Source organism: Comamonas trifloxystrobinivorans (assembly GCF_043359985.1).
Classification (GTDB): domain Bacteria; phylum Pseudomonadota; class Gammaproteobacteria; order Burkholderiales; family Burkholderiaceae_C; genus Comamonas; species Comamonas trifloxystrobinivorans.
Window position 1 is genome coordinate 167,310 of the sequence record NZ_JBHZGV010000001.1, and the last position, 25,503, is coordinate 192,812.

General features: G+C 63.5%; 14 protein-coding genes and 1 tRNA gene. 5 read left to right on the forward strand and 10 right to left on the reverse strand.

All coding sequences use genetic code 11. The features are described 5' to 3' along the window. Positions 1-204: 204 nt before the first annotated feature. The 9 genes from ACFIQF_RS00730 to ettA all read right to left on the reverse strand — a co-directional run bounded on the left by ACFIQF_RS00730 (position 205) and on the right by ettA (position 18,437). On the reverse strand, positions 205-612 hold the full coding sequence (locus ACFIQF_RS00730) for a GlcG/HbpS family heme-binding protein (protein WP_393939229.1): 408 nt from the start codon (positions 610-612) through the stop codon (positions 205-207). 137 nt (positions 613-749) lie between these two features. Next, complete coding sequence (gene rlmD, locus ACFIQF_RS00735) at positions 750-2,297, reverse strand: 23S rRNA (uracil(1939)-C(5))-methyltransferase RlmD (protein WP_393939231.1); 1,548 nt, start codon at positions 2,295-2,297, stop codon at positions 750-752. Positions 2,298-2,451: 154 nt separating this feature from the next. Further along, positions 2,452-2,784, reverse strand: a complete 333-nt coding sequence (locus ACFIQF_RS00740; RefSeq protein WP_393939233.1) for a hypothetical protein — start codon at positions 2,782-2,784, stop codon at positions 2,452-2,454. A 425-nt stretch (positions 2,785-3,209) separates the two neighbouring features. Beyond that, positions 3,210-5,477, reverse strand: coding sequence for an exodeoxyribonuclease V subunit alpha (recD, locus tag ACFIQF_RS00745; protein WP_393939235.1), 2,268 nt, complete (start codon positions 5,475-5,477; stop codon positions 3,210-3,212). 11 nt (positions 5,478-5,488) lie between these two features. Next, positions 5,489-9,325, reverse strand: coding sequence for an exodeoxyribonuclease V subunit beta (recB, locus tag ACFIQF_RS00750; protein WP_393939237.1), 3,837 nt, complete (start codon positions 9,323-9,325; stop codon positions 5,489-5,491). Then, positions 9,322-12,924 (reverse strand): exodeoxyribonuclease V subunit gamma, encoded by a 3,603-nt coding sequence (gene recC / locus ACFIQF_RS00755; protein ID WP_393939239.1) that lies wholly within the window; start codon positions 12,922-12,924, stop codon positions 9,322-9,324. The genes recB and recC overlap by 4 nt, the downstream gene beginning before the upstream one ends. A 643-nt stretch (positions 12,925-13,567) precedes the next feature. Further along, positions 13,568-14,590 (reverse strand): Bug family tripartite tricarboxylate transporter substrate binding protein, encoded by a 1,023-nt coding sequence (locus ACFIQF_RS00760; RefSeq protein ID WP_393939241.1) that lies wholly within the window; start codon positions 14,588-14,590, stop codon positions 13,568-13,570. 160 nt (positions 14,591-14,750) lie between these two features. Beyond that, positions 14,751-16,715 carry a DUF1631 family protein gene (locus tag ACFIQF_RS00765; protein WP_393939243.1) on the reverse strand — a complete coding sequence of 655 codons (1,965 nt, stop codon included), beginning with the start codon at positions 16,713-16,715 and terminating at the stop codon, positions 14,751-14,753. A gap of 60 nt (positions 16,716-16,775) precedes the next feature. Continuing rightward, positions 16,776-18,437, reverse strand: a complete 1,662-nt coding sequence (gene ettA / locus ACFIQF_RS00770) for an energy-dependent translational throttle protein EttA (RefSeq protein WP_393939245.1) — start codon at positions 18,435-18,437, stop codon at positions 16,776-16,778. Positions 18,438-18,693: 256 nt separating this feature from the next. Between ettA and ACFIQF_RS00775 the strand changes: the two genes are divergently transcribed. From ACFIQF_RS00775 to ACFIQF_RS00790, 4 genes are all read left to right on the forward strand, one after another. Further along, on the forward strand, positions 18,694-20,487 hold the full coding sequence (locus ACFIQF_RS00775) for a DEAD/DEAH box helicase (protein ID WP_393939247.1): 1,794 nt from the start codon (positions 18,694-18,696) through the stop codon (positions 20,485-20,487). Positions 20,488-20,573: 86 nt separating this feature from the next. Continuing rightward, positions 20,574-21,659 (forward strand): endonuclease/exonuclease/phosphatase family protein, encoded by a 1,086-nt coding sequence (locus tag ACFIQF_RS00780; RefSeq protein ID WP_393939249.1) that lies wholly within the window; start codon positions 20,574-20,576, stop codon positions 21,657-21,659. A gap of 131 nt (positions 21,660-21,790) precedes the next feature. Beyond that, complete coding sequence (locus ACFIQF_RS00785) at positions 21,791-23,608, forward strand: M14 family zinc carboxypeptidase (protein WP_393939251.1); 1,818 nt, start codon at positions 21,791-21,793, stop codon at positions 23,606-23,608. Positions 23,609-23,779: 171 nt separating this feature from the next. Next, positions 23,780-23,856: transfer RNA gene (locus tag ACFIQF_RS00790), tRNA-Arg, on the forward strand. A gap of 98 nt (positions 23,857-23,954) precedes the next feature. Here ACFIQF_RS00790 and ACFIQF_RS00795 read toward each other — a convergent pair. Next, positions 23,955-24,986 carry an aldo/keto reductase gene (locus ACFIQF_RS00795; RefSeq protein ID WP_393939252.1) on the reverse strand — a complete coding sequence of 344 codons (1,032 nt, stop codon included), beginning with the start codon at positions 24,984-24,986 and terminating at the stop codon, positions 23,955-23,957. Between ACFIQF_RS00795 and ACFIQF_RS00800 the strand changes: the two genes are divergently transcribed. Next, entirely contained in the window at positions 24,931-25,365 is a 435-nt protein-coding gene (locus ACFIQF_RS00800; RefSeq protein ID WP_393939254.1) for an IclR family transcriptional regulator domain-containing protein, read from the forward strand. The genes ACFIQF_RS00795 and ACFIQF_RS00800 overlap by 56 nt on opposite strands. Positions 25,366-25,503 lie beyond the last annotated feature (138 nt).

Consider the following 25,503-nt stretch of genomic DNA (forward strand, 5'->3'; position numbering starts at 1 on the left):
TCATAAACCTTCAATCATGCCGGCGCGGGCCAGCTGAACCCAGCTATTCTTATGGAAGAAAGCCAGCACGCCAAATGCCCAAGCCAGAATTTCTGCGCCACTTGCTTTGCTGGCGGTCGCACAGCCGAGCGACCGTGGCGCAGCAACGGTTTGCGCCCATAAAAAAGCGGCCTTGCGGCCGCTCAGAGAAATGCGCGTTGAGGCTTACAGGCCAATGCCTGCAATGCCGGCCTTGGCGATTTGAGCGTCTTCGGTGGATTTGACGCCGCTCACGCCCACGGCGCCCAGGCATTCGCCGTCTTTCATCACGGGCACGCCGCCTTCGAGCATGCCGTCGATGACGGGAGCGCTCAGGAAAGCGGTGCGGCCGCCGTTGATCATGTCTTCGTAGCCCTTGGTGTCGCGGCGGCCCAGCGCTGCGGTGCGGGCCTTGGCCTGGCTGATGTGGGCCGACACGGGGGCAGCTCCATCACGGCGAATCATGCCCAGCAGGTTGCCGCCGTCATCGACCACGGCAATGCTGACCAGCCAGTTGTTCTTGCTGGCCTCAGCTTCGGCAGCGTTCAAAATGGCCTTGACGTCGGCCAGCTCCAGCACGGGTTTGTTCTTCATGGTGACTCCTTGGTCGATTCGGTGAGAGATACGGCAAGCATAACCTGCATTGCATCCACCTAATCATGCGCTGCCATCAAAGCATTTGTGCCTGGAAAGGTGGTAATCACCACCTTGCCCGCTGCACATCGCGCCCATCAAGCCTCGGCGCTCTCGACCGCTTCGCCTTCAGCTGCCGCGTCTTCCGCCACTTCAGCCTTGACCGAAGGAGCGTGGCCATCCCATTCGAACACGGCCATGCTTTCGACGTGGGCCGTGTGCGGGAACATGTTCACCACGCCAGCGGCCACGCAGCGGTAGCCGCCCTGGTGCACCAGCAGGCCGGCATCACGGGCCAAGGTAGCCGGGTTGCAGCTGACGTAGACAATGCGCTGCGGCGGCGTCCAGTCTTTGGCGCTTTCGGGCAGCGCCGGCGTATCGGGCACGTTGTGGCGCGCTTTGTGAATGTCGGCCAGCGCCTTCGAGAGCGCAAACGCGCCTTCACGCGGCGGATCGACCAGCCATTTGTCGGCGTTGCCATCGGCGATCAGCATCTCAGGCGTCATCTCGAACAGGTTGCGCGCCACAAAGCTGGTAGGCGCCAGCGCTTGGGCCGCGCCGCGCTGCGCATTGTTGGCGGCGTAGTTTTCGTGCGAGCGTTGCACCAGCGCGTCCGAGCCTTCAATACCCAGCACTTCGCGGGCCATGGTGGCAATCGGCAAGGTGAAGTTGCCCAGGCCGCAAAACCAGTCGATCACGCGCTCGGTCTTTTTCGCATCCAGCAAACGCAGGGCCTTGCTGACCAGCACGCGGTTGATGTGCGGGTTGACCTGGGTGAAATCGGTCGGCTTGAACGGCATGGTGATGCCAAAGTCTGGCAGGCCATAGGCGAGCTGGGCGCTGCCTTCGTCCATCAGCTTGACGGTGTCCGGCCCCTTGGGCTGCAGCCACCATTGCACATTGTGGGCGGCGGCAAACTCGCGCAGGCGCTGCTGGTCGGCATCGCTCAGCGGCTCCAGGTGGCGCAGCACCAGGGCGGTGACGGCGTCGCCGCAGGCCACTTCGATCTGCGGGCAGGTTTCGCGGGCGTCCAGGCTGCCGATCAGCTCGCGCATCGGCATGAGCAGCGCGTCAACATGCGGCGGCAGGATTTTGCAGGTTTCCATGTCGGCGATGTAGCGGCTCTTGCGCTCGTGGAAACCCACCAGCACCTTGCCCTTTTTGGCCACATAACGCACCGACAGGCGCGAGCGGAAGCGGTAGCCCCAGCTCGGGCCTTCGATGGGGCGCATCACCGTCTCGGGCAAGACCTTGCCCAGGTGCCAGAGGTTGTCTTCGAGCACGCGCTGCTTGATGGCGATCTGCGCGCTGACATGCATGTGCTGCATCTTGCAGCCGCCGCAGGCGCCCGCATGCAGGCCAAAGTTGGGGCAACCCGGGGTCACACGCTGCGAGGATTCGCGGTGGATCTGCAGCAGCTCGGCCTGCTCCCAGTTGTTCTTTTTGCGCCGCGTCTTGGCACTCACCCATTCGGTGGGCAAAGCGCCGTCCACAAAGACGACCTTGCCGTCTTCGCGGCGGGCCACGCCCTGGGCGTCCATGTCCATGGAGGTGATGCACAAGGCATCTGCGGGGTAGCCGCTGGCTTGCTCAGCGACGGCGGGGGGTTCGGTGGGGGAAATTGGTGGGGTCTGCGCTTCACTCATGGCGCTATTTTCGCAGCCTGCGCAATGGCCCAAAACAAACCTCTGGCAATTTGTCTGCCGATTTGAGGCAAGCAGCCGGGCCGGCCTGGCGTGCGCCCCGGTCCATGAAAAAGGCCAGCTCAGCGGCTGGCCTGGTGATTGGGGAGCGCCCCACTCAGCGGACGGCCGTGATCATGCTGCCCAGGTTGAGTTGGTCGGTCACCGTATTGGCATTGGCCGAGCGCGCTGCCTTGGCGCCGGGCAGCTCGTTCACCTCGGTCACGCAAACCGCATTGGCGGGCGTGAACACCAGGCGGCTGCCCGCGGGCAGTTGGTCCTTGGTTTGGTGCAGGGGCTTGGACAGGTCTACCGGCGCTTGTGCGCTGCGGTAGATCACCTCGTTCTTGCTGTCGTAGACGGTGTAGCAAGCCGCTTGCGCCCAGGCCGACGCGGTCAGCGCCAGCAGCGCCAGTACTGAATGTTTGAAGCTGTAGTTGTTTGTGGTCATGGATTCCTCCGCATGCTCTGTTCTTCGCAATACAGAGAAGTTACCAAAAACCGCGTAGAAATGCATCTCCCCTATCGGGTAAACGCGGAGAAAACCAACAGAAAAACAAAAACTTACACCAAGCCTATGCCTTGAAGGGTTTTGTTTGCATTCTTATTGATAATTATTCTCATTCAATGTTAAGATGCATCCATCGCCGCTGCAAAAGCCGCAAACCCTGGAACCCAGGGCTCAGGCTGAGCAACAGTGATTGTTTCATCGTGGGGCGACTCTCGGGGCATGTTCAGCTCCAGGGTCGTTTTAGCCAGCCAACGACTTGTCGGGTAGCCACGCATTTTTTCGATGAAACCCGCCAAAACTGCGCCTTTTCAGGCGCTTTTTTGCGTTCTGCGTCCCCGGAAATCCGCAATGAATCGAGCTGCCGCTCAGAGATCGCCCTGGCGCAAGCCGCTGGCACGTTTGACTTGCAGGTTGCTGGCCTGCTCCAGCACGCCAAAATGGTTGGCGCCGCCGGCAATCACCGTCAACCACTGCTTGGCGCGGGTGATGCCGGTGTAGACCAGCTCGCGCGTCATGATGGGCGAGAGCTGCGGCGGCAGCACCACGGCCGCATGCTCAAACTCCGAGCCCTGCGATTTGTGGATGGTCATGGCGAACACGGTTTCCACCGCCTGCAAGCGGCTGGGCAGCACCCAGCGCAGGCCTTCGCTGGTCAAAAAGACCACGCGCAAAGCCTTGCTGGCCTTGGCTGTTTTGCCGGGCTTGGCGTCCATGCCTGCCGCCTCCAGCGCGGGTTGCTCCTGGTGGTAAAGCGGCACTTCAACGGTGATGCCGATGTCGCCGTTCATCAGCTTCAGGCTGTAGTCGTTGCGCGTTACCAGCACGGGCCGGCCGGCGTACCAGCCGCTGCTTTGCGCGATGAGTTCGCGGTGCGCCAGCAACTGGGCAATGCGCTCGTTCATGCCGCTCACGCCCCAAGGGCCGTTGCGCAAGGCGCACAGCACCTGAAAACGGCTGTGCTCGGCCAGCAGTTTTTTCGCCCATGCATCCAATGCGGCCTGGCCGCCCTCTTGCGGCATCTGCCGCAGCAGCTGCAAATAGTTGCCGTAACCGACCGGGCCACAGCCTGCACCGGCCTGCGCAGCATCATGCTCAGGAAAGCGCTTACCGCCGCCCTCTATCACCAGGTGCGCTAACGAGGAATGCGTAATGTCCGGCACCGGGTAAGCAGCCACGTCCGGGTAGCGCTCCTTGAGCAGCGCCTTGATGGCCTTGCCATTGCCCCGGTTCACCTCGGTCGCCAGGCGGCCAATGCCGCTTTGCGCATGGAAGCGGTGGCTCACCCGCAGCATGACCACGGCCTGGTCCAGTGGTTTGCCGGCAATGTCTTGCAGCTCGGCGGGCACCAGCTCGCCACTCACCTTGTGCAGCCAATGCGCGGTTTCGTGCCAGTACAGGCCGCGCTCGGATTGCGCGCACAGCTCGCCCAGCACCGCACCAGCCTCCACCGATGCGAGCTGGTCCTTGTCGCCCAGCAAAACCAGGCGGGCTTGTGGTGGCAAGGCAGTGAGCACCGCGGCCATCATCTCCAGATCGACCATCGAGGCCTCGTCCACCACCAGCACGTCCAGCGCCAGCGGGTGCTGCGCGTTGTGGCGGAAGTGGCGGCTGTCGGGCCGGCTGCCCAGCAAGCGGTGCAGGGTTTGCGCCTCGGCCGGAATCAGCTGTTTGAGGCTGCGCGCCTCTCCGTTGATGGTTATGGGCGCGATTTGCGGCAGTTCGTCATCACTCAGGCGCTGCAGCGCTTGCACGATGGATTCGGTCAGCCGCGCCGCCGCCTTGCCGGTGGGTGCGGCCAAGCAAATGCGCAAAGGCCGGCCAGCCTCTTGCAAGGCCATGCTTTGCAGCAGCGCCAGCAGCTTGACCACGGTGGTCGTCTTGCCCGTTCCCGGCCCGCCGGTGATGATGGCAAAGGCGCTGGTGGCTGCCAGGGCGCAAGCCATTTTTTGCCAATCCGGCCCGGGCAGCGCCTCGCCAGGGCGGGCAAACATGCGGTCGAGCGCGCTGCGCAGCGCTGCATCTTGCGCAGGCGTGCGCTCAGCGCGTTGGCGCTGGCTGGCGGCGATGCGCTCGCCAATGGCCTGGGCCACATCTTGCTCGTGCTGCCAATAGCGGCGCAGGTACAAACGGTCGCCCTGCAGCACCAGCGGCGTGCCGGCGCGGGTGGTTTTGCCCTCGCCCGCCACTACGGCGCTGGCCAGCAATACGCCTTGCCATTGCGGCAGCGTTACCGATGCCAGCAGCTCGCTGGGCAGCGGCAGCGGCGTGGGCTCCAGCGCACCGCTGCCTTGCTGCTGCACCGTGTCGGGCGGCAGCGAGAGCGCAAAGCGGCTGTCTTCCAAAGTAGCGCGCAAATCCAGGCAAACGTGGCCGCGCCCCAATTGGTGGCTGGCCAAAGCGGCAGCCAGCAAGACCAAGGGCGAAGCGGCCGGGTCCAGCTCGTGCAGAAAGAGCACCAGCGCCTCGTCCAGGCTGCGCAGCCAGCCGTGCGCCGTCCAGCGCTGGATGGTGTGCAGCAAACTGGCAGTGGCGCTGTCGGTGGTGGCCTTGGGGCCGTGGCCCAGTACCGGGCGTGCGTTGTCCGCCGCGCCAGCGGCGCGGAACAGGTCCAAATCTTGTTCTTGTTTTGTCATTGCATTCATCGTCATGCGGCGGGCACCAGCAAAAGCTCATCCAGCGCTTGCATCAGCGCCAGCGGCGGTTTGTCGGCATACAGGCCGCCGCCGGGCGCATCCACGCCACGCAAAAACCAATAGCGCACGCCGCCCACATCGCGCTCGTAATCGTAATCCGGCAAACGCTGCTGCAGCAGGCGGTGCAGCGCGTAGGTATACAACACATATTGCACCTCGTAGCGGTGGTGCAGCACCGCCGCTTGCATGGCCTCGTGCGTGTAAGCGGCGCTGTCCGCGCCCAGCCAATTGGATTTGTAATCGATCACGTAATAACAATCTTCGTGCGCGATCACCAAATCCATATAGCCTTTGAGCATGCCATTGAGCTGCTGGTAAGCCAGCGCGGGCCGCGCCTGGCCGGGCGCAATGTGTTGCTGCACCAGCGCATCGAGCCGCTGCGAAGAAGCCCGGTTGACCGACAACCAGAACTCCATCTCCACCTGCCACTCCTGCAACTGCGCCAGCGCTACCGAGGCATCGCGCAAGGCCAAGGGCGCTTGCAGCCACTGACGCACAAAGCCTTGCAAGGGTTGCGCCCAATCAGCCCAGCCGCGCACCGCGCAGCGGTGGGCAATGATGCCATCGAGTTGCGCCGGGCGTGCCAGCACCTCGGCAAAACCCTCTTGCGCGCACCACTCCAGCAAGCCGTGCAGAAAATTGCCGGCCTCGGGGCCCTTGGGAAAAGCGTGCAGGCTGCCGGCCACTGGCATGGCGCGGCTGGGCGCGGCGTCGGCCATGGGCGCCTCCAGCTGCTCCAAAAACTGGTCTTGCTGCGCAGTCTCGGGCTCGGGCAAAAACTCGCCCGGCGCAGCGGCCTCGGCTGCTTGTTCTGTTGCCGCTGGCATGCGGCCCAGTTGCTCGGTCAGCGCCGAGAAACTGGCAATCCACCAATGCTCGTCATAACGGCGTTGCGGCTGGCGCGGCGCGTGCAGCTCGGGCGCCGCTTGCGGCGTATAGCGCAGCAAGTTGGCTTCTGGCAAAGGCTGTACGGCCATGTGCGGGCAGTCGTCCGCAAACTCTTGCAGGTACTCGTCCAGCGTCAAATCAGGCAGTGCCGCACCGCCGCCCAGCACATAGCCGATGGCACTTTTATGCAAGGCGCCCGATTTGCTGTTGCCCTTGGACAAAGGCGCCAGGCCCAGCCACAGCGCGTATTGCGCCCGCGTGAGCGCCACGTAGAGCAAGCGCAAGTCTTCGCTCAAACGCTCGTCGTTGTGGCCAGCCACGGCAGGATCGTGTTTGGCGTCCAGCTCCACCACCAGCTCGCCCGTGCCCGGCTGGTGGAACTGGGCGTAGCCTTGGCTGCGGCCATCAAAATCGCGCCAGCTGCTGATGAAGGGCAGCAGCACCAGCGGGTATTCCAGGCCCTTGGATTTGTGGATGGTGACGATCTTGATCAGGTCGGCATCGCTTTCCAGGCGCAGTATTTCTTCTTCACCCTCGGGCTGAGCCATTTGCTCGGCCAGCGCACGCATCAGCGCCTGCTCGCCGTCGAGCTCGACCGAAGCGCGCTGCAACCATTCGGCCAGGTGCAGCACATTGGTCAGGCGGCGCTCGCCGCCAGGCTGCGCCAGCCAGCGCGCAGGCAAGGCAAAATCGAGCAGCCACTGGCGCAGCATGGGCAGCACGCCCTTTTTCTGCCACAGCTGCTGCAGATCGCGGGTTTGCTGCGCCAGCTGCTCCCAGTACAGCTCGTCGTGGTTGAGGCGATCGAGCTCTTCCCAGCTCCAGCCCATCGACGCAGTGGCCAAGGCGGCACGCAGCAAACCGTCGTTGCCCGGCGCTTGTACGGCACGCAGCCAGCGCAGCAAATCGGCCGCTTCGGCGGATTGGAAAACCGAATCGCGGTCGGACAGATAAACACTGGCCAAACCACGCTCGGCCAGCGCATCGCGCACCAGCTCGGCCTCGCCCCGTCCCCGCACCAGCACCGCAATATCGGCCGGGCGCAAGGGCCGCTGCAGTTCTTTGGCACTGGCGCCCAGACCTGCGCGTTGCTGCTGGGCAGCACTGAGCCAGGCCGTGATTTGCGTGGCCGCCGCAGCCGCCATGTATTGGCGGTAGACGGCCTCGGGCACGCTGGTGCGCGGCGTTTTGGCTTTGCCGTTGGCGTCGGTTGCTTCTTCCTCGTCTTCCACATCCTTGGCCAGCAAAGTCCAGCAAGTGAGTGCAGGCACGGCAGCGCCGTCGATGAACAGGGCTTGCTCGCGCCCATGTGCGGCCACCGGCACGAACGGCACCGGGTCGGCACCGTCTTGGCGAAAGCGGAAAGCGCCGCTGTCGTGCTTTTCCGCCTGGGCGAAGCAGAAGTTGACCGCATCGACCACCGCCGTGGTGGAGCGGTAGTTGGTGCCCAGCGAATAGTGGCGCCCGGCGGTGGCCTCGCGGGCGCGCAGGTAGGTGTAAATGTCGGCCCCACGGAAAGCGTAGATCGCCTGCTTGGGGTCGCCGATCATGAAAAAGCCTTGCGCGGGCTCATTGGCTTCGATGCGGTAAATGCGCTCGAAAATACGGTACTGCAGCGGGTCGGTGTCCTGGAACTCGTCGATCATCGCCACCGGAAACTGGCTGCGAATGCGCTCGGCCAAAGCCTCGCCGCCGTCGGCTTGCAAGGCGGCGTCGAGGCGCTGCAAAAGATCGTCAAAACCCAGCTCGGCGCGGCGCTGTTTCTCCAGCTCCAGCGCACGCTGCACATGCACCAAGGCGTGGCGCAGCAGCAGCGGGCGCAGCTTGGCGGCGGTGGGTGCGGCCTCTTCGCCCGCGTTCTGCCAGTCGTCAATGGCAGCAAAGGCCGCATGCTGCGGCGCAGCCGCGCCTTTGTTCAGCTTGATGCCCGATTGGCTGAAGGCTTTGAGCTTGCCCGGCTCATCAGCGCCCTCGCTCCAGGCGGCCATCTCTGCCATCCAGCCTGCGAACACGCCGGGCTCGTCTTTTTTAGGGTACGTCCGGCCATTGAACTGCGGCAGCAAAGCGCCCAACAAGGCCTCGATCTCTGCCCGGTTTTCGCGCCACAGCGCACGCGCTGCATCTTGCAATTGCGCCTGGTGCTCGGCCACTTTGGCCGCATGGTTCAGCAAACCGGCGATATCTACCGTTTCTGGCGGCGGAAGCGGCTCGCCGCCAAATTGCCAGTTCGCTTCTTGCCGCGAGAGCATGCCTTGCAAGGCCTTTTGCAAGGCCGCAGGCGAAGCCACGATCTTCAGCAAGCACTCCAAGGCGCTGGCGGGCAAGCGGTAGAACTGCTGGCGCCAATAGTCTTGCACCACCTGGGTGAGCAGCTCGCTCTGGTCGGTGACCAGGGTTTGCTGGAACAGGCTGCCGCTGTCAAAAGCGTGCTCGCGCAGCATGCGGTAGCACCAGCTGTGAATGGTGGATACCGCCGCCTCATCCATCCAATTGGCGGCTTCGCGCAACAGACGTGCGCAACCCAGCCACTGCTCGGGCGGGTAGTCGGCGCGCAGCGCCAGCAGCAAGGAGTCGGCCTTTTCCAGGCCGAATTGGTCGCTCTCGTCGCGGCCAAACAGCTCGGCCGCTTCGGCCAGGCGCTGGCGAATACGGTCGCGCAGCTCTTGCGTGGCGGCGTCGGTAAAGGTAACCACCAAAATCTCGGGAGGCACCAGCGGGCGCGTGAAGGCATGTTCGCCGCCGTGGTGCAGCACCAGGCGCAAATACAGCGCGGCGATGGTGTAGGTTTTGCCGGTGCCAGCGCTGGCCTCGATCAGGCGACTGCCCCAGAGCGGAAAACGCAAGGGCTGGAGCGCTTGCACACCGGTGCTGCTGTCGTTGGTGTTGTGGCGCTCGCTCATGCCTGCTCCTGGCCGTTGTTGGCGGCGTCTCCGTTGGCGTACTGCTGCAGTTGCTGCGCGTGCTCGCCGTTGACCTGTTTTACGTGTTCCAACATGGGTCCATACAGCTCTTGCGCTGTCTCTTCCAACCCGGCGTTCACCAGGCTGTCAAAACTGGGGAAGACCCGCGCCAGGTCGGGCCAGCGCTGCAGCTCGCCCATGCCGCCATAGGTATCGTCATACAGCGTGGCAATCTGCGCCTCCGACTGCTCTTGCACCAACATGGCGATGGCGGTGCGCGCTGCAATCGGTAAAGGCGCTCGCATGCCTTGCTGCCACAAGCGCAGCAGTTGTTGCCAAATGGCCAGCGCCGCGCCATTGCCCAACACAGGGAATACCGCGACACCAGATTCAGTGCACACCACGGTGGTGACAGGCTGGCCCGCCACATGCCAGGCCAGGTGCTCTACCCAAGAGCGCACCAGGCGCTCGTAGCGCACGCTTTTGCCCGAGTGCAAACGCCCAGGCGACAAGCTGATGCGGGCCGCTTGCCGACCATCTGCCGACCAGCGCAGGCCACGCAACCAATCGCCCACTTGCAGGCCAGTGGCAGCATCCTGGTAGCGCAGCTCCAGCGCCTCGTTGCTCACCAGCGGCCAGCAGCGCAAGGCATTGCTGTAAACCTGCAGGCCGCGCCGGGCCACTTTCATGGCAGGCTCTGCTGCGCATTCGGCAAAGGCTTGCAGTGGCAACAAGCCTTCGCGCTGGATGCGCGCCACCGCTTGCGTCAGCTGCATGGCAATCTGCGCATCGGCCTTGCGCTCGCTGGGCAATTGTTTTTCCAGCCAGGGCTGCACTTCGCCCAACAGGCGTGCTTGCAGTTGCCAGGCTTGCAGGCCATCGGGAGCGAACAACTCGTCGTCCTGGCTCGTCAGATCTTCGTCAACAAAGTACACGCGCAGGCGCTGGCGGAAAAACGCGGGCACCGGGTGCAGCGCAAAATCTTGCAGGGCGCGTAGCGAGAGCACCGACTCCAACGCCAACGCGGGCAGCGCCTGAATGCCATCATCGCCAGCGTCGTACTCGGCGGCGTGGATGCCATGCCATTCATCAGCATAGGTGAACAGGCCGTCGGCACCAGCCTGTGCGCCCGCCGGCTGCGCAAAATAGCGCGGGCTGAAAGCCTGCAGCGGATGCTCTTGCGTGATGGCGGCCAGCAACTGGGCGCGCGCTTTGTCCGATGGCGCATGTTCGCGCTGCTGCTCGGCCTCGGTGCCCGCCAGCAGCCAGCCTTGCGCCAAATGGTCGCGCAACTGGCCTACCAGTACCGAAGGCGGCCGGGCCGTGCTGTCGCGGATGCTGCGGCCCACCCAGCTGATGTAGAGCTGCTTGCGCGCCGACAGCAGCGCTTCGAGCAGCAGGTAGCGGTCGTCGTCGCGGCGCGAACGGTCGCCGGGCCGGTACTCCTGGCGCATCAAATCAAAATCGAGCACGGACACCGGGCGCGGGTAAGCGCCGTCGTTCATGCCCAACAAGCACACCAGCTGGAAAGGAATGGCGCGCATCGGCATGAGCGAGCAAAAACTCACTGAGCCAGCCATGAAGCGCTGGTTGAGGCTGCCCGCATCCATGCCGGCCAACCACACTTCGCGCAGTACCGACAGCGGCACCGCTTCGTCAAACTCGCCCACCGAACATTGGGTAAGCCAGCGGTCCAGACCTTGCAACAATTGCGCGTAAAGCAGGCTCTCGCGCTCTTCCTTGGGCGCCAGCAACAGCTCCAGCACAGTGCGGGCGCGCTCTACCCATTCGGCAGGCGTGGCTTGGCCAGCCAGCAATTCGCAAGCCTGCGCCAAAGCGCGCAGCAGCGCGGCCAAGCCGCCCAGAGCGACGGCGTCCAACCCGCCGATTTCGTCGTAAGGCTCAATCTCGTCCCAGGCATCGCCCTGCCCCACCGCAAAGCCCAGCAGCATGCGGCGCAGGCCAAAGCGCCAGCTGTTGGTTTCGCCCGCGTCGGCCAGGCCAATGCTGGCGCGTTGCGCGCCGTCCAGGCCCCAGCGCACGCCAGCGCCTTCGATCCAGCGGTGCAAAAGCGGCACCTCGGCCTCGGCAATGCCAAAGCGCTGGCGCACCGCATCAACGGCCAACAAATCCAGTATCTCGCTGACGGCAAAGCGCCCCTCAGGCATGGACAGCACATGCTCCAAGGCCACCAGCAACGGCGCCCGGCCACGCTGGCCCTGGTCGGCCACGGTGTAGGGGATGTAGCGCGGATCGCTGCGCGTAATGCGGCCAAAAACGGCTTCGATATGTGGCGCGTACACATTGACGTCAGGCACCATGACGATGATGTCGCGCGGCGCCAGCGAGCGGTCGGCATCCATGCGCGCCAGCAGCTGGTCGTGCAGCACCTCCACCTCGCGCTGCGGGCTGTGCGCGGTAGCAAAGCGAATGGAGCCGTCGCGCGTCGGGTCCAGCGCTGGCCAGCGCGCACGGCTTTCGGCCAGCGGGCGCAAATCCAGAATATCGTCTTGCAGTTGCGCCAGCATGTGCTGCGGCTCGTCTTCGCTGAACAGGTCGATGCGGCCGCCGTTGACGGGTTCGGCCAGCGCGGCGGCTTGGCGCGAGTCGTCGAATTCGTCGATCAGGTGGATGTAATCCCGCCCCTGCTTGCCCCAGGAGGCCAGCAAAGGGTGCGCGTGCTGGTGCAATAAATCGTCGCTGATCTGCAGCGGCATGCCGGGCTTGCGCTGCTGGCGACGATAGTGGTGGCGCAGCAGATCTTTGTCCGCCACGATGTCTGACCAATGGTGGCGACAAGGGTTGTGCACGCAAAGCAGCACCTGGCTGTGCTGTGCCAGCGCTGCCAGCGCCTGCAAGCTTTGCGCCGGCATGGACGAGATGCCGAACACCACCACGCGGCGCGGCAGACCAACCGGCGCTTGCGGCGCCTTGGCCCAAAAATCCAGAAACTGCTGGTGCACGGCAGCGCGGCTGGTTTGCATGCCGGCAGCGCCCACATCGTCAAGTAGAAAACGCCAGAGCGCGGCCTGCCATTGCTGCTCGGGCGGCAGCGGCTGCCTGCTGCCACGGGCGCTGCGCAGCTCGTCGCGCCCCTCGGCCCAGTCTTCCAGCCAGTCGGCGCGGTAGACCTGGTACTGGTCAAACATGTCGGCAATGCGCTCGGCCAATTGGTAGCGTTTGCGCTGGTCGCTGTCGTCCAGCAAAAAGCGTTGCAAGGCAGCAAAGGCAGGCTGCTGCAACAAAGCGGGCAGCAAGCGCATCAAGCGCCAGGTGAGCGGCTGTTTGTCGAGCGGCGATATCTCGGGCACACGCTGCTTGCCCAACACGGTGCGATACGCCTGCCAGAGAAACTGAGCCGGCAATTGCACCTCGACCGATGCCGTGACCCCGCAGCCGCCTTGCGATACCGGCTGCGCCAGCGACAGCTTGAGCCACTGCGCAATGCCATTGCTCTGCACCAGAATCGTCTCGGACTCCAGCGGCCGCAACGGGTAGCGCTGCATCCAGGCCACCACCAGGTCTCGCAAGGCTTCCGGATGGTTGCTGTGGATCACCATCAAGCCGGGCGTGATGGCAGGGGTCGCAGTGGTGGGCATAAAAGCAGCGGTCTCGGGCAAATCAGCAGAAGGCATTGACTTTACCGCAGCCACTGACAGCTTATGTCAGCTGCGTACAGGAAATCACGCTGCAGGCGTGCCGCCATTACGGCGCTGCTTTGCTCCCCAAGGATTTTGACTCTTGGCTGTTAGCGACTGCTCGCAACTACGGGAAAAGCAGCTCATGAGCGCTCTCCTCGCAGGCTGTTCGGCTGTTGGCTATTCCGGATGTCCCTCTCCACCCCTTTCAGCCAGCGCCTGCGGACGCAACAAACGCCGGCGGTTTGGCTGCCGCAGAGCAGCCAAACTTCGTGCTCTGACTTGCAGACGCTGTTTGAACGGAGCGCCTTGGCGCGGAGTGAGTTCGTCTGCACGCCGGCGTTTGTTGTGGCCGCAGGTTGCCCCGATTGCCCCGCTTTGCGGGGCGGTCGGGGACGCTGGCTGCAGGGCACGTTTCTTTGCCTTCTTTCTTGCCGTGCAGCAAGAAAGAAGGTCGCCTGCCGGGGCGAATTCCCGGCATCTGCGCGAAGCGCAGACCTCCTCGCTGGGACGCGGATGCTTGCCGCTACGCGTCCGCTCCACGCCGCGCTGGTGCAATCAAAAAGGCAGCCGAAGCTGCCTTGCAGATTGCTCCAGCAAAAATTCAATCCACCGTCGCGCCCGACGTCTTCACCACCGGCGCCCAGGTAGCCACTTCCGATTTGATGAAAGCACCGAACTGCTCAGGCGTGTTCTTTTCAGACACGGCGCCCAGCTTGGCATAGGCTTCTTTGACTTCAGGCTTGTCGAAAGCCTTGTTCATCGCCGCGTTGAGCTTTTGCACCACTTCGGGCGGCGTGCCGGCCGGCGCGATCAAGCCGAACCAGGACGACACGTCGAACGGCTTGATGCCACTTTCTTCCATGGTGGGCAGATCGGGCGCGGTGGGCGAGCGCTTGGTGGTGGTGACAGCCAGCGCCTTGAGCTTGCCGTTCATCACATGCGGCCAAGACGAAGGCATGTTGTCGAACATGAACTGCACCTGGCCAGCCATCAGGTCGGTCACCGCCGGCGAGCTGCCCTTGTACGGAATGTGCTGGGTTTTGAGGCCGGTACGCATCTTGAACAACTCACCAGCCATATGGATGGAGGTGCCGCTGCCCGAGGAAGCGTAGGAGACCTTGTCGGGGTTGGCTTTGGCGTAGGCGATCAGCTCGGTGACGTTCTTGACCGGCACGTTGGCGTTGACCACCAGCACATTGGGCACCTTGGCGCCCAGGGCGACCGGCGCAAAATCCTTGACCAGATCGAACTTGACCTTGGGGTACAGCGTCTGGTTGATGGCGCTGGTGACCGCCACGAACAGCAGGGTGTAGCCATCGGGCTCGGCGCGGGCGACCAGCTCGGTGGCGATGTTGCTGCCAGCGCCAGGCTTGTTGTCCACCACGAACGATTGGCCCAGCTCGGCCGTCAGCTCTTTGGCCATGATGCGGGCCACCACGTCGGTAGTGCCGCCAGCGGAGAAGCCCACCACCACGCGCACGGGGCGCTCAGGGTATTTCTTGGGATCGGCGGCTTGGGCGGTCAGCGGTGCGAGCACGCTGGTGCCCAACAAGGCCGCAGCCAGCACAGTGCGGCGCGATGCGGCAAAGCCCAACGAGCGGGCGGCGCGAGAGAGTCGGCTCATCTTTGTCTCCAGAGTGGCCTGGGCAGAGCGCAACAGGCCGGATTGTTTTTGCTGTTTGACCGGCAGTGCGTGCTGCCAGACAAGATGGGAAGCGGCCCACGGCGCCAGTCCGTGGCTGCCACGGCCGCCATTGTGCCATGGTGGTCGCGGGTAAAAACCCTCAGGCCGGACGTACTGCCTGCTCGACTTCCAGCCGCTCCAGCATGCGCCGGGTGATGGACTGGCTGGCCCCATCGCCTGCCGTGAACAAAAACATGGTGGCCTGCGGGTTGCTCCAGCTCAGCTGCTTGGTGACCCATTCGCCCTGGCTCAGAAAGGCAAATTGCATGCCTTCTTGCAGAGCATGGCCGCAGAGCTTGAAAGCCTTGTCTGCTGCCGCCTCTGCCGCAGGCCGCGTGGGTTGGGCGACTGCGGCGCTGAGCACCAGCGAGCTGTCGAGTGGCCCGTCGGACTGCAGCTGAGGCTCTTCCTCTTCTTGCACCGCATGCAGCTCCACAATCGCGCTGGGCGCCATGCGCGCCACTGCGGTGAGCACGGGTGCGATGCGCTCGGGCATCCAGCCAATGCCCGTCAGCCCGGATTTGAGGCGCGTGAGCAGCGAGGGGATCAGCACATCGGCCTCGCTGTGCACGCCCACGCCCGAGCTGGCGCCGGCCAGCGCCAGCACTTCGGAGACGACTTGCCGGTAAGCGCGGAAGCTGCTGGAATCCAGCCCCGAGCGCTGCGCCGCCATGTGCAAGACCTGCGGCCAGGCGCCCGAGAGCGCGGCCAGCACGGCCGGATCGGCGTCGAGGCTGTGCGGGTGCGTGGCGATCAAGGCCATCACGTCTTGCTCCAGCGCGTCCAGGCTGCCGGGCACCAGCGGCATGGCGGCTGTCGCATGGGCGTGCGCGCTAGCCGCATTTTGCGGTGCGGGTACCTGTGCCAAGGCCGCTTGCAGCTCCAGCTCGGGCGCCATGGGCTCGGCCACCGACTTATGGGTAGCGGGCGCTGGCTCGGGCAGCTCCATCAGCTCCGAATCCGGGTTGACACTGAGCAAGGCCGACGCGCCCCATTGGCTTTCGGCCAGCATGCTGCTGGAGTAACCCGATTGTTGCGATTCATGCCACTCCGCTTCGGCGCGGGGCTTGGCCACCACGCCAAAGCGGCCCAGGGCCTGTGCAAAGTCATCTGCCGTCGGCGACTTGAGCGCGGTGAGCATTTGCACGGTGTCGGACACCAGGCCGGGAAACTGCGGATTGGCCAGCGTGCTGCCGCTTTCGCGCAAAGCGGTAGCCTGGTCTACCAGGGTCTGCACGAGCAGGCGCGCCGGGTGTTCGGCATCGTCCCAGAACGAAGGATCGCGGGCGCTCAGGCGCTCCAGCGTGGGAATGAGTGCCTTGTAAGCCCGCACCGCCCCTACCGGGCAATGCGGTGGAATTTGGAACAGGCGCTTGGCCCGGCGAGAAAAGTGGTGCGCACTCTCGCGCGCCGCCTGGCGCTTGGACTCGGCCTTGGCCAGCAACTCGGCATAGCTGTTGACCGCCAAATTGGTGATGCGCTGGTAGCTGATTTGCAGGTGCTGCGCCATGACACCCACCATGTCTGACAGAAAAAGCGCCGTGACATCGGTACTCACGCGCTGGTCTTGCAAGGTGGCCTGCAGGCTGTCGAGGTAGACCGTGTGGTGCAAAGGGTTGCCGTTGCGCCAGTAGCGGGTGATTTTGCGCAGCGGCCGGTACACGCGCTCCAGCGCCACCAGGCTTTGCTCGGTTTGCTGCAACAGGTCGATCTGTACCCGGCCCCATTCGATCTGGGCACGCAGCACCTCGGACTCGAGCGCACCGCTGCCGCCCACACCGTCGCCCCCCATCAGTTGGTGGTAGTCGGCACGTTTGCCATCGGCTATCAAAAAAGCGGCTTGGCGCAACCGCTGGGCGTAGTTGGCTTGCAGATTGCCACGGCGGCTTTTGAGCTGCTCGATGGCATCTTTCAACAATGGTTCAAGATGGTTGTTGGCTGGATCCAACAATTTGGCCCGCAACGCGGCCAAGGCAGCATTGCCCATGGCCGCCATCAAAGGCTCAGCCTCTTGCAATGCCTGTTCCAGACAGGTGTCGAATACCGATGCTGCGCGCTGTTCCACTGTGAACCTCTCCCTGTAATACGCCCGCCACTTGCGCAAAGCAGCGGGCGTGCAGCCGTTTTACTTCAGTGCTTTGTAGCGTACACGCTTGGGGGCGGCTCCTTCTTCACCCAAGCGCTTTTTCTTATCCGCCTCGTATTCCTGATAGTTTCCATCAAAAAACACCCATTGGCTATCCCCCTCGGCTGCCAAGATATGGGTGGCGATACGGTCGAGGAACCAGCGGTCGTGGGAGATCACCATCACGGTGCCTGCGTATTCCAGCAGCGCATCTTCCAACGCGCGCAGGGTTTCCACGTCCAGGTCGTTCGACGGTTCGTCGAGCAGCAGCACGTTGCCGCCCTGGATCAGGGTCTTGGCCAGGTGCAGACGGCCGCGCTCCCCCCCGGAGAGGTTGCCGACCTTTTTCTGCTGGTCTTGGCCGTTGAAGTTGAAGCGGCCGGCGTAAGCACGCGAGGCCATCTGGAACTTGCCGACGTTGATGATGTCGAGGCCGCCGGAGATGTCTTCCCAGACGGTTTTCTCGTTGGCCAGCGCGTCGCGGTTCTGGTCGACAAAGGCCATCTTCACGGTCTGGCCGATTTCCACTTCGCCCGAATCGGGCTGTTCCTTGCCGGCAATCAGCTTGAACAGCGTGGATTTACCCGCGCCGTTGGGGCCGATGATGCCGACGATGGCGCCAGCAGGCACGTTCATCGACAGGTTGTCGATCAGCAGGCGGTCGCCAAAGGCCTTGGAGACGCCCTTGAACTCGATCACGCGGCTGCCCAGACGCTCGGCCACAGGAATGAAGATTTCCTGCGTTTCGTTGCGCTGTTGGTATTCGTAATCGCTCAACTCCTCGAAGCGGGCAATACGGGCCTTGGACTTGGCTTGGCGGCCCTTGGCGTTTTGGCGCACCCAGTCCAGCTCCTTTTTCAGGGCCTTGGCGCGGGCTTCTTCGCCCTTTTGCTCTTGCTCCAGGCGGTTGCCCTTCTGGATCAGCCATTCGGAGTAGTTGCCCTTGTAGGGAATGCCGTGGCCACGGTCGAGTTCCAAAATCCACTCGGCGGCGTTGTCGAGGAAGTAGCGGTCGTGGGTGATGGCCACCACGGTGCCGGTGAAGCGGTGCAGGTACTGCTCCAGCCAATCGACCGATTCGGCGTCCAAGTGGTTGGTGGGCTCGTCGAGCAGCAGCATGTCGGGCTTGGACAACAGCAGCTTGCACAGCGCCACGCGGCGCTTCTCGCCACCGGAGAGCTGGCCGATGATGGCGTCCCAGGCGGGCAGGCGCAGCGCGTCGGCAGCGATTTCCAGCTGGTGTTCGGAATCGGTGCCGGCGGCGGCAATGATGGCTTCCAACTGGCCTTGCTCAGCGGCCAGGGCGTCGAAATCGGCGTCTTCCTCGGCGTAGGCGGCATACACCTCTTCGAGGCGCGCCTTGGCGTTGTTCACCTCGGCCATGGCCTCTTCCACCGCCTGGCGCACCGTGTGCTCGGGGTTGAGCTGGGGCTCCTGGGGCAGGTAACCGATCGACAGGCCGGCCATCGGGATGGCTTCGCCTTCGAACTCCTTGTCAACGCCTGCCATGATCTTCAGCAAGCTGGATTTCCCCGAACCGTTCAAACCCAGCACGCCGATCTTGGCGCCGGGGAAGAAGCTCAGCGAAATACCCTTCAAAATCTGTCGCTTCGGAGGAACCGTCTTGGTGACCTGGTTCATCGAGAAAACGTATTGGGCCATGTGCTCTTTTGGTAAAACAGTAAAAAAATATGCGATTTGGGGTCGCGGCTACCCTGGGATTATCGGTGCATGCGACAATACCCGCAGTCAAAGGCTCCAGTTGCCTAGGACTTCAGCGCTTTTGCTGGGGACAACGGACACCTCTGTTCCGAGCTCCACTCTTTGAACCCCTCTGCCTTTGACTGGCGGCAATAACTCCAAAAAATTGCTGAGACAAGGCAGAACCCCAGCGTCCAGGTTGGACGCACCTGATCCAATGACATTTGAAGAACTGAATCTGGCACCAGCCATTGTGCAGGCTGTGCGCGAGCAGGGCTATGACGCCCCCACCCCCATCCAGGCCCAAGCCATTCCCGTGGTCTTGCAAGGTAACGATTTGTTGGCCGGCGCCCAGACCGGCACCGGCAAAACGGCCGCTTTCACGCTGCCGCTGCTGCACCGCCTGCTGCAATCCGAAGGTAGCCGCAACCAATGGGGCAACAAGGCCATCCGCGCCTTGATCCTGGCCCCCACGCGTGAGCTGGCCGCCCAGGTGGAAGAGAACGTGCGCCACTACGCCGCGCACCTGGACGTCAAATCCACCGTCATTTTTGGCGGTGTTGGCATGAACCCACAAATCGACCGCATCAAAAAAGGCGTTGACGTGCTGGTGGCCACGCCTGGCCGCCTGCTTGACCTGCAGCAGCAAGGCTTTCTGGACCTGTCGACGGTCGAGATCCTGGTGCTCGACGAAGCCGACCGCATGCTCGACATGGGCTTCATCCACGACGTGAAAAAAGTGCTGGCCCTGGTGCCCAAGGACAAGCAAAGCCTGCTGTTCTCGGCCACCTTCAGCGACGAAATCCGCGAGCTGGCCAATGGCCTGCTGCGCAACCCGCAATCGATCCAGGTCACCCCGCGCAACACCACGGTGCAGCGCATCAAGCAGGTGATCCACCCGGTTGGCCGCGGCAAGAAAAAGCAAGTGCTGCTGCACATCATCCAGGAAAACAACTGGAGCCAGGTGCTGGTGTTCACGCGCACCAAGTTCGGCGCCAACAATGTGGCCGACTACCTGAGCAAGAACGGCGTCTCGGCCATGGCCCTGCACGGCAACAAGAGCCAAAGCGCTCGTACGCAAGCGCTCGAAGGCTTCAAGACCGGTGAGCTGCGCGCCCTGGTGGCCACTGACATCGCGGCCCGCGGCATCGATATCGACGAGCTGCCCAACGTGGTGAACTACGAAATTCCGAACGTCTCGGAAGACTACGTGCACCGCATTGGCCGCACCGGCCGCGCCGGCCGCGAAGGCAATGCCGTCAGCCTGGTGTGCATGGATGAAGAAGGCTTCATGATGGACATCGAGCGCTTCACCAAGCAAGAAATCCCGGTGCAGGTGCTCGAAGGCTTTGGCCCCGAAGAAGGTGAAAAAGCCGAACCCATCGCCATGGGCCGCCAAACCATCTGGGGCGGCGCTGGCAAGCCACCGAGCCGCGATGTGATGCAGGCCGCCGCCAAAGCCGCCCGCCAAGAAATGATGGAGCGCATCCGCACCACCAAGACCGCTCGCGGCCAAGGTGGTGCCAGCAGCAATGGCAATGGCCATGGCGGCGGCCGCAATGCCAAGCGCTCGCCCGCACCGCGTGGCGAAGGCGCAGCCGATTTTGCTGGCGAAGGCATGGAGCAGCCACGCCGCGAAGCCCGCCCACCACGCCGCGACAACCGCCAAGGCCAAGGCCCACGCCACGCACAAGGCGAGCAGCGCGGCAACGGCGGCCAGCCACGCCAGTCTCAAGGCCAGGGCCAAGGCCAGCGCCACAGCAACAACCGTGGCCCGCGCCAAGATGAGCGCCAGCCCCGCGCGGATGCCCACCTGGGCACCCAGTTCGGCGGCACGGTCGACGGCCGCAACCACCGCCGCAGCGGTGGCACCCAGCCCGACCCGATGCGCACCAGCGTCGACAGCATGGCCGAACGCGGCCGCCGTGGCGGCTTTGGCGGTGGCAACCGCAATGGTGGTGGCGGCAACGGTGGCAACCGGGGAAATCGCAACCATTCGTTTCAGCGCTAAGCGCGGCGAAGGTCAACAACTCTAGGCGTTGTTGATCTGCGTCACGGATTCCGCTAGGGTAAGGCCGCATCAGAAACGAGATTTCTATGCGGCCTTTTGTATCCTCCACCCCGGTGGACACCTTGACGGTGGCCACCTGCAATGTCTTGAACCTGGCACTGCCTGAGCGCCAGTTCTACGCCAACCAAGAACCCTACACCCGCAGCCAGTACGAGCGCAAAGTGCAATGGCTGGGCGGGCGCCTGCAGGCCTTGAACGCCGACATCCTAGCCGTGCAAGAGGTTTGGGACCAGGCCGCACTGCAAGCGGCCATCAAGGCCAGCGGCCTGCACTACCCGGTGGTGACCGTGCCCGGCGCAGAAAACAGCGAAGGCCGCACCGGCGCCAGCGACACGCCGCGCGTAGGTTTTGCCACGCGTCTGGAAGTACTGGCCTGCCGCTCTTTTGCCGACTTTCCCGTCGGTCTCGGTCAGCCCATACCCGGCCTGGGCATGCACGACAAGTTTGAGCGCCCGCCGCTGGTTGCCACCTTGCAGATGAAGCACGGCCAGGTGCTCAGCGTGCTCACCTGCCACCTCAAATCCAAACGCCCCAAATTCTTGCTGGACGCCGACGGCAACCCGCTCGAAGACCGCGACAACCCCAAGATTGCTGCCCTGGCCTCGCTGCGCTCGCTCATCATGCGCGGCGTGGAAGCCATGGCCTTGCGCTGCCTGGTGATTGACCTGCTGCGCCATACGCGCATGCCGCTAGTGGTGCTGGGCGACTTCAACGACACGCCCGACAGCGTGACCACGCAGCTCATTGCCGCCACGTCCGATGTGGCTTACGACCAGGGCGCACGCGACCGCGCTCTGTTCAACGCCTACGATCTGCTGGGCGATGCCGCACTCAAAAAAGACGTGGCCTACTCCCACATTCACCAAGGCGCGCCCGCCGTGCTGGACCAGGTGCTGGTGAGCGAAGAGTTCGACCCGCACAGCAAACACGCGATCGGCGATGTCCGGCGCGTGGACTACTTCAACGACCACCTGCACGAGGGGCGCGACCGCAGCCGCTCCGACCACGGCTTTGTGCGTGCCCTGCTGCGCATGCGCGTTCCGCAGCCTGCGCCGGATGCGTCCAGTTCGGTCAGCACCGTGCAATCGGCTGGTACATTCGGGGCTGTATGAGCCAGGCTGCTTTCTCAGCAGCTGGCAGAGCTTCGTTTTTCGCAGCCATCCTACGCAAAGCGCCTTGGCCGCTTTGCATAATGGCAGCATCTCACTGAAGGAGGGCCGTGCCCCAGCACGCAAGAACAACGATGAACATCGATCGAGCCACCACCGCAGCCAATGCCCAAAAACCCGGCCTGCTGGTCTTGAGCACCCTGTCGGCAGCCGTGCTGCTGAGCGCCTGCTCCAGCACCCCGCTCCCACCCTGGGAAAGCACGCCACTTGCCAGCCAAGGCAGCGTGGTCACCGCGCCAGCCCCAGCGCCCCAAAAAACCGGCCCCAGCCCGGTGCAAATCCCCGGTGTCAGCAACAGCGGCGTCGTCAGCTCGCCGGTAGCGTCCACACCGCTGCAAGCCACGCCGCTGGGCGGCTGGCATGAAAGCCCCGAGGTGGCAGCCCGCTTCCCCGACCCGGCCGAGCTCTACAACACCCCCGGCCTGGCCGCGGGCCGCACCACCTACACCAGCAACGCCGAACTCGGCCACGCACTGCGCCAACTCGCCAACAGCCCGCTGCCCCAAGGCACCAAGGCCGAGCTGATCAGCGCCGGCAACTCGCAAGAAGGCACAACCATCCAGGCGCTGCTGCTGACCCGCGCGGCCAGCACTGCCTTGCACGATCTGGACGCCAGCGGCCGCCCCACCGTCATGCTGGTTGGCCAACAACACGGGGACGAACCCGCCGGCAGCGAAGCGCTGTTGGCCGTGGCCCAGGCGCTCGCCCAAGGCCCACAAGCGGCCTTGCTCGACAAAGTCAATGTGCTGCTGGTGCCACGTGCCAACCCCGATGGCGCAGCCAGCGGCCGCCGCACCACGGCCAATGGCCTGGACATGAACCGCGACCACCTGCTGCTGCAAACGCCGGAAGCACAAGCGCTGGCCAAGCTCAACCGCAACTACCGCCCCATTGCGGTGCTCGATTCGCACGAATTCACCGTGGCTGGCCGCTACCTGGAAAAGTTTCACGGCGTGCAGCGCTACGACGCGCTGCTGCAGACCCCGACCACCGCCAACGTGCATGAGTTTGTCGGCAAAGCCGCCAACGAATGGTATTTGCTGCCCATGCAAAAAGCGCTCACCGACCAAGGCCAAAGCACCAACTGGTACTACACCACCACGCGCAACGCCGAGGACCTGAGCCTGTCGATGGGCGGCGTCCGCCCCGACACCGGCCGCAACGTCTACGCGCTGAAAAACGTGCCCAGTCTGCTTATCGAAACCCGCGGCGTCGGCATTGGCCGCGCGCACATCCAGCGTCGCGTGCACAGCCACGTTGTCGCCATCACCTCGGCCCTGCAAACCACCGCCCAGCGCGCCAAAGAGCTGGAACAGGTGCGCGCCTTCGTGAGCCGCGACATCGCGTCGCAAGCCTGCCGTGGCCAGTTCACGCTGGAAGCCCAGCAAACCGCAGAAAAGCGCAAGATTGTCTTCATCGACCCGCAAACCGGCGAAGACATGCCGCAAGAGGTGGATTGGAAATCCTCCGTCAAACTGCGCCCGGGCGACACCCGCACCCGCCCCTGCGGCTACTGGCTGGCCAGCACCGCTACCGAAGCTGCCAATAAACTGCGCGCCCTGGGCCTGCAAGTGCTGCAAGTGGCCGAGCCCGGCAACCTGATGGCCGACACCTACCAAGAGCTTGAACGCAGCAGCGGCGCCAAGAACGATGTGCTCGGCCCCTCGGAGCGCAGCGTAGAGCGCGTCAAAGTACAGTTGCAACGCGCCTCGATCGACGTACCCGAAGGCAGCTTCTACGTGCCACTGAACCAGGCCTTGGCCAACGTGGCCATCGCCGCGCTGGAGCCCGACACGCAAAGCAGCTTCTTCGCCAACCACATCATCACCAGCCTCAACGACGTGGCCCGCGCGATGAACAACCCATCTCTGGTCTACGACGAGACCGAGTAAACACCTCTGCCACAGCCATCGGCCCGCTCAAACCCTGAGCGGGCCATAAACACGGCATAATCACGTTCTCTGCTGCCAGCCTTTTTCGGGCTTGGGCGTTCCGTCACGCTACGGGATTCGCCATGCAGCAGGCGCATTCAAAATAACGGAATCCCGTTATGAATCAAACATCTGCCCGTAGCTCAGTTGGATAGAGCAACAGCCTTCTAAGCTGTGGGTCACAGGTTCGATCCCTGTCGGGCAGGCCAATACCAGAAACAGTTCAATGCTATTGATTTTGTAGTTTTTCACTACAAAATCTGGCCTTGTTCTTTTTCCAATCACTGGCCTTCTTGTTCCCGTGCACTCAGCGTACTGCCGGGCCAGCCGTTTCAAAGCGGAACTTCTCGGTATCCACTTCCCCCTGGCTCTGCGGCGCATAGCGGTCGCCTACTACCGCCTCGGGTTGGAAGATGGCGTCGAGCTCGGCCAGCAGCTCGGCGCTGAGCGGCACGCTGCCACCGCGCACATCTTCTTGCAGGTGCGCCACATTGGTCGTGCCTGGCAAGGCAATCACATGCTCGCCCTGGTGCAGCACCCAGGCGATGGCCAGCTCGGCCAGCGTGCAGCCTGCTTTCTCGGCCACGGCCTGCATGGGGGCCAGCAGGCGCAGGTTTTGCGCATAGGAATCGCTCGCAAAACGCGGCATGGTGGCGCGGATATCGCCTTTGACGAAGTTGTCCACTTGTTGCAATTTGCCGCTCAAGAAGGCACGGCCCATGGGGCTGAAGGCCACATAGGCAATGCCCAGTTCCTTGCAAGCGGCTAACGTGCCCAATTCGGCATTGCGCGACCACAGCGAATACTCGCTCTGCAGCGCGGCTATCGGGTGTTCCTTGTGGGCGCGGCGCAAAGCCTCGGCACCGATCTCGGACAAGCCCAGCGCGCGCACCTTGCCTTCTTCCTTGAGGCGCGCCATCTCACCCACCGATTCTTCAATCGGCACGCGCTTGTCCCAGCGGTGCAGGTAGTACAAGTCGATCACATCGGTGCCCAAGCGTTGCAAGCTGTCTTCGCAGTTCTTGCGCAGGGTTTTGGGATGACCGTCGATCACGCGGCGCATTACGCCGTCGTCGCCACGCACACCAGCCATGCCGCCTTTGCTGGCCAGGGTGATGTGCTGGCGATGCGGCTTGAGCACCGGGCCAACCAGTAATTCACTGGCGCCAAAGCCATAGAGCGCAGCCGTGTCAAACAGGGTGACACCAGCGTCGATGGCCGCATGCAGCACCGCATGCGATTGTTCGGTGGACACCGGGCTACCATAAGCGTGGCAGAAGTTCATGCAGCCCAGGGCTACATTGGCCACGCTGAACGGGCCAAGGGGACGATTTTGCACAATTGCTCCTCGGAGATGTCTGACTCTCAAGACAGAAAACGAAAGTGCGGACAGCTTAGCGCCTGCCGCCAGCTCAGGCCAGAAACCATCAATAGAAAGGCAAGCAAAGAAGGCCGGAGCATGCTCGGCCTTTGTCCCGTATGCCCTGCTCCAGGGCTTACCAAGCGTTCAATGGCGGCTGCACGATTACTGCATTGCCCGGGATGAACACGAGCTCCATGTGCAGGCCATCGCCGTGCCCATCCGCGATAGCCATGGCAGCGTTCTGGCCGCGTTGAATTTGGTGGGCCCCCCCCAGATGATGAAAACCGAATCAGCCGCCCAGGCGCTGCTGAAAATGCTGCAGGAATCGGCGCGCGATTTGCGGCCGATGCTGTAGCCCGCGAGCGCTGGACCGGGCTGTGCAAATGCTGGGTAAAGCGGCAACAAATGGACAAAATTTAATAAATAGAAAACAGCTGAAAGCCATTTACTCCAATGCTCTGGCAGCTATCTATTTTGATTATTTCGAGCTATT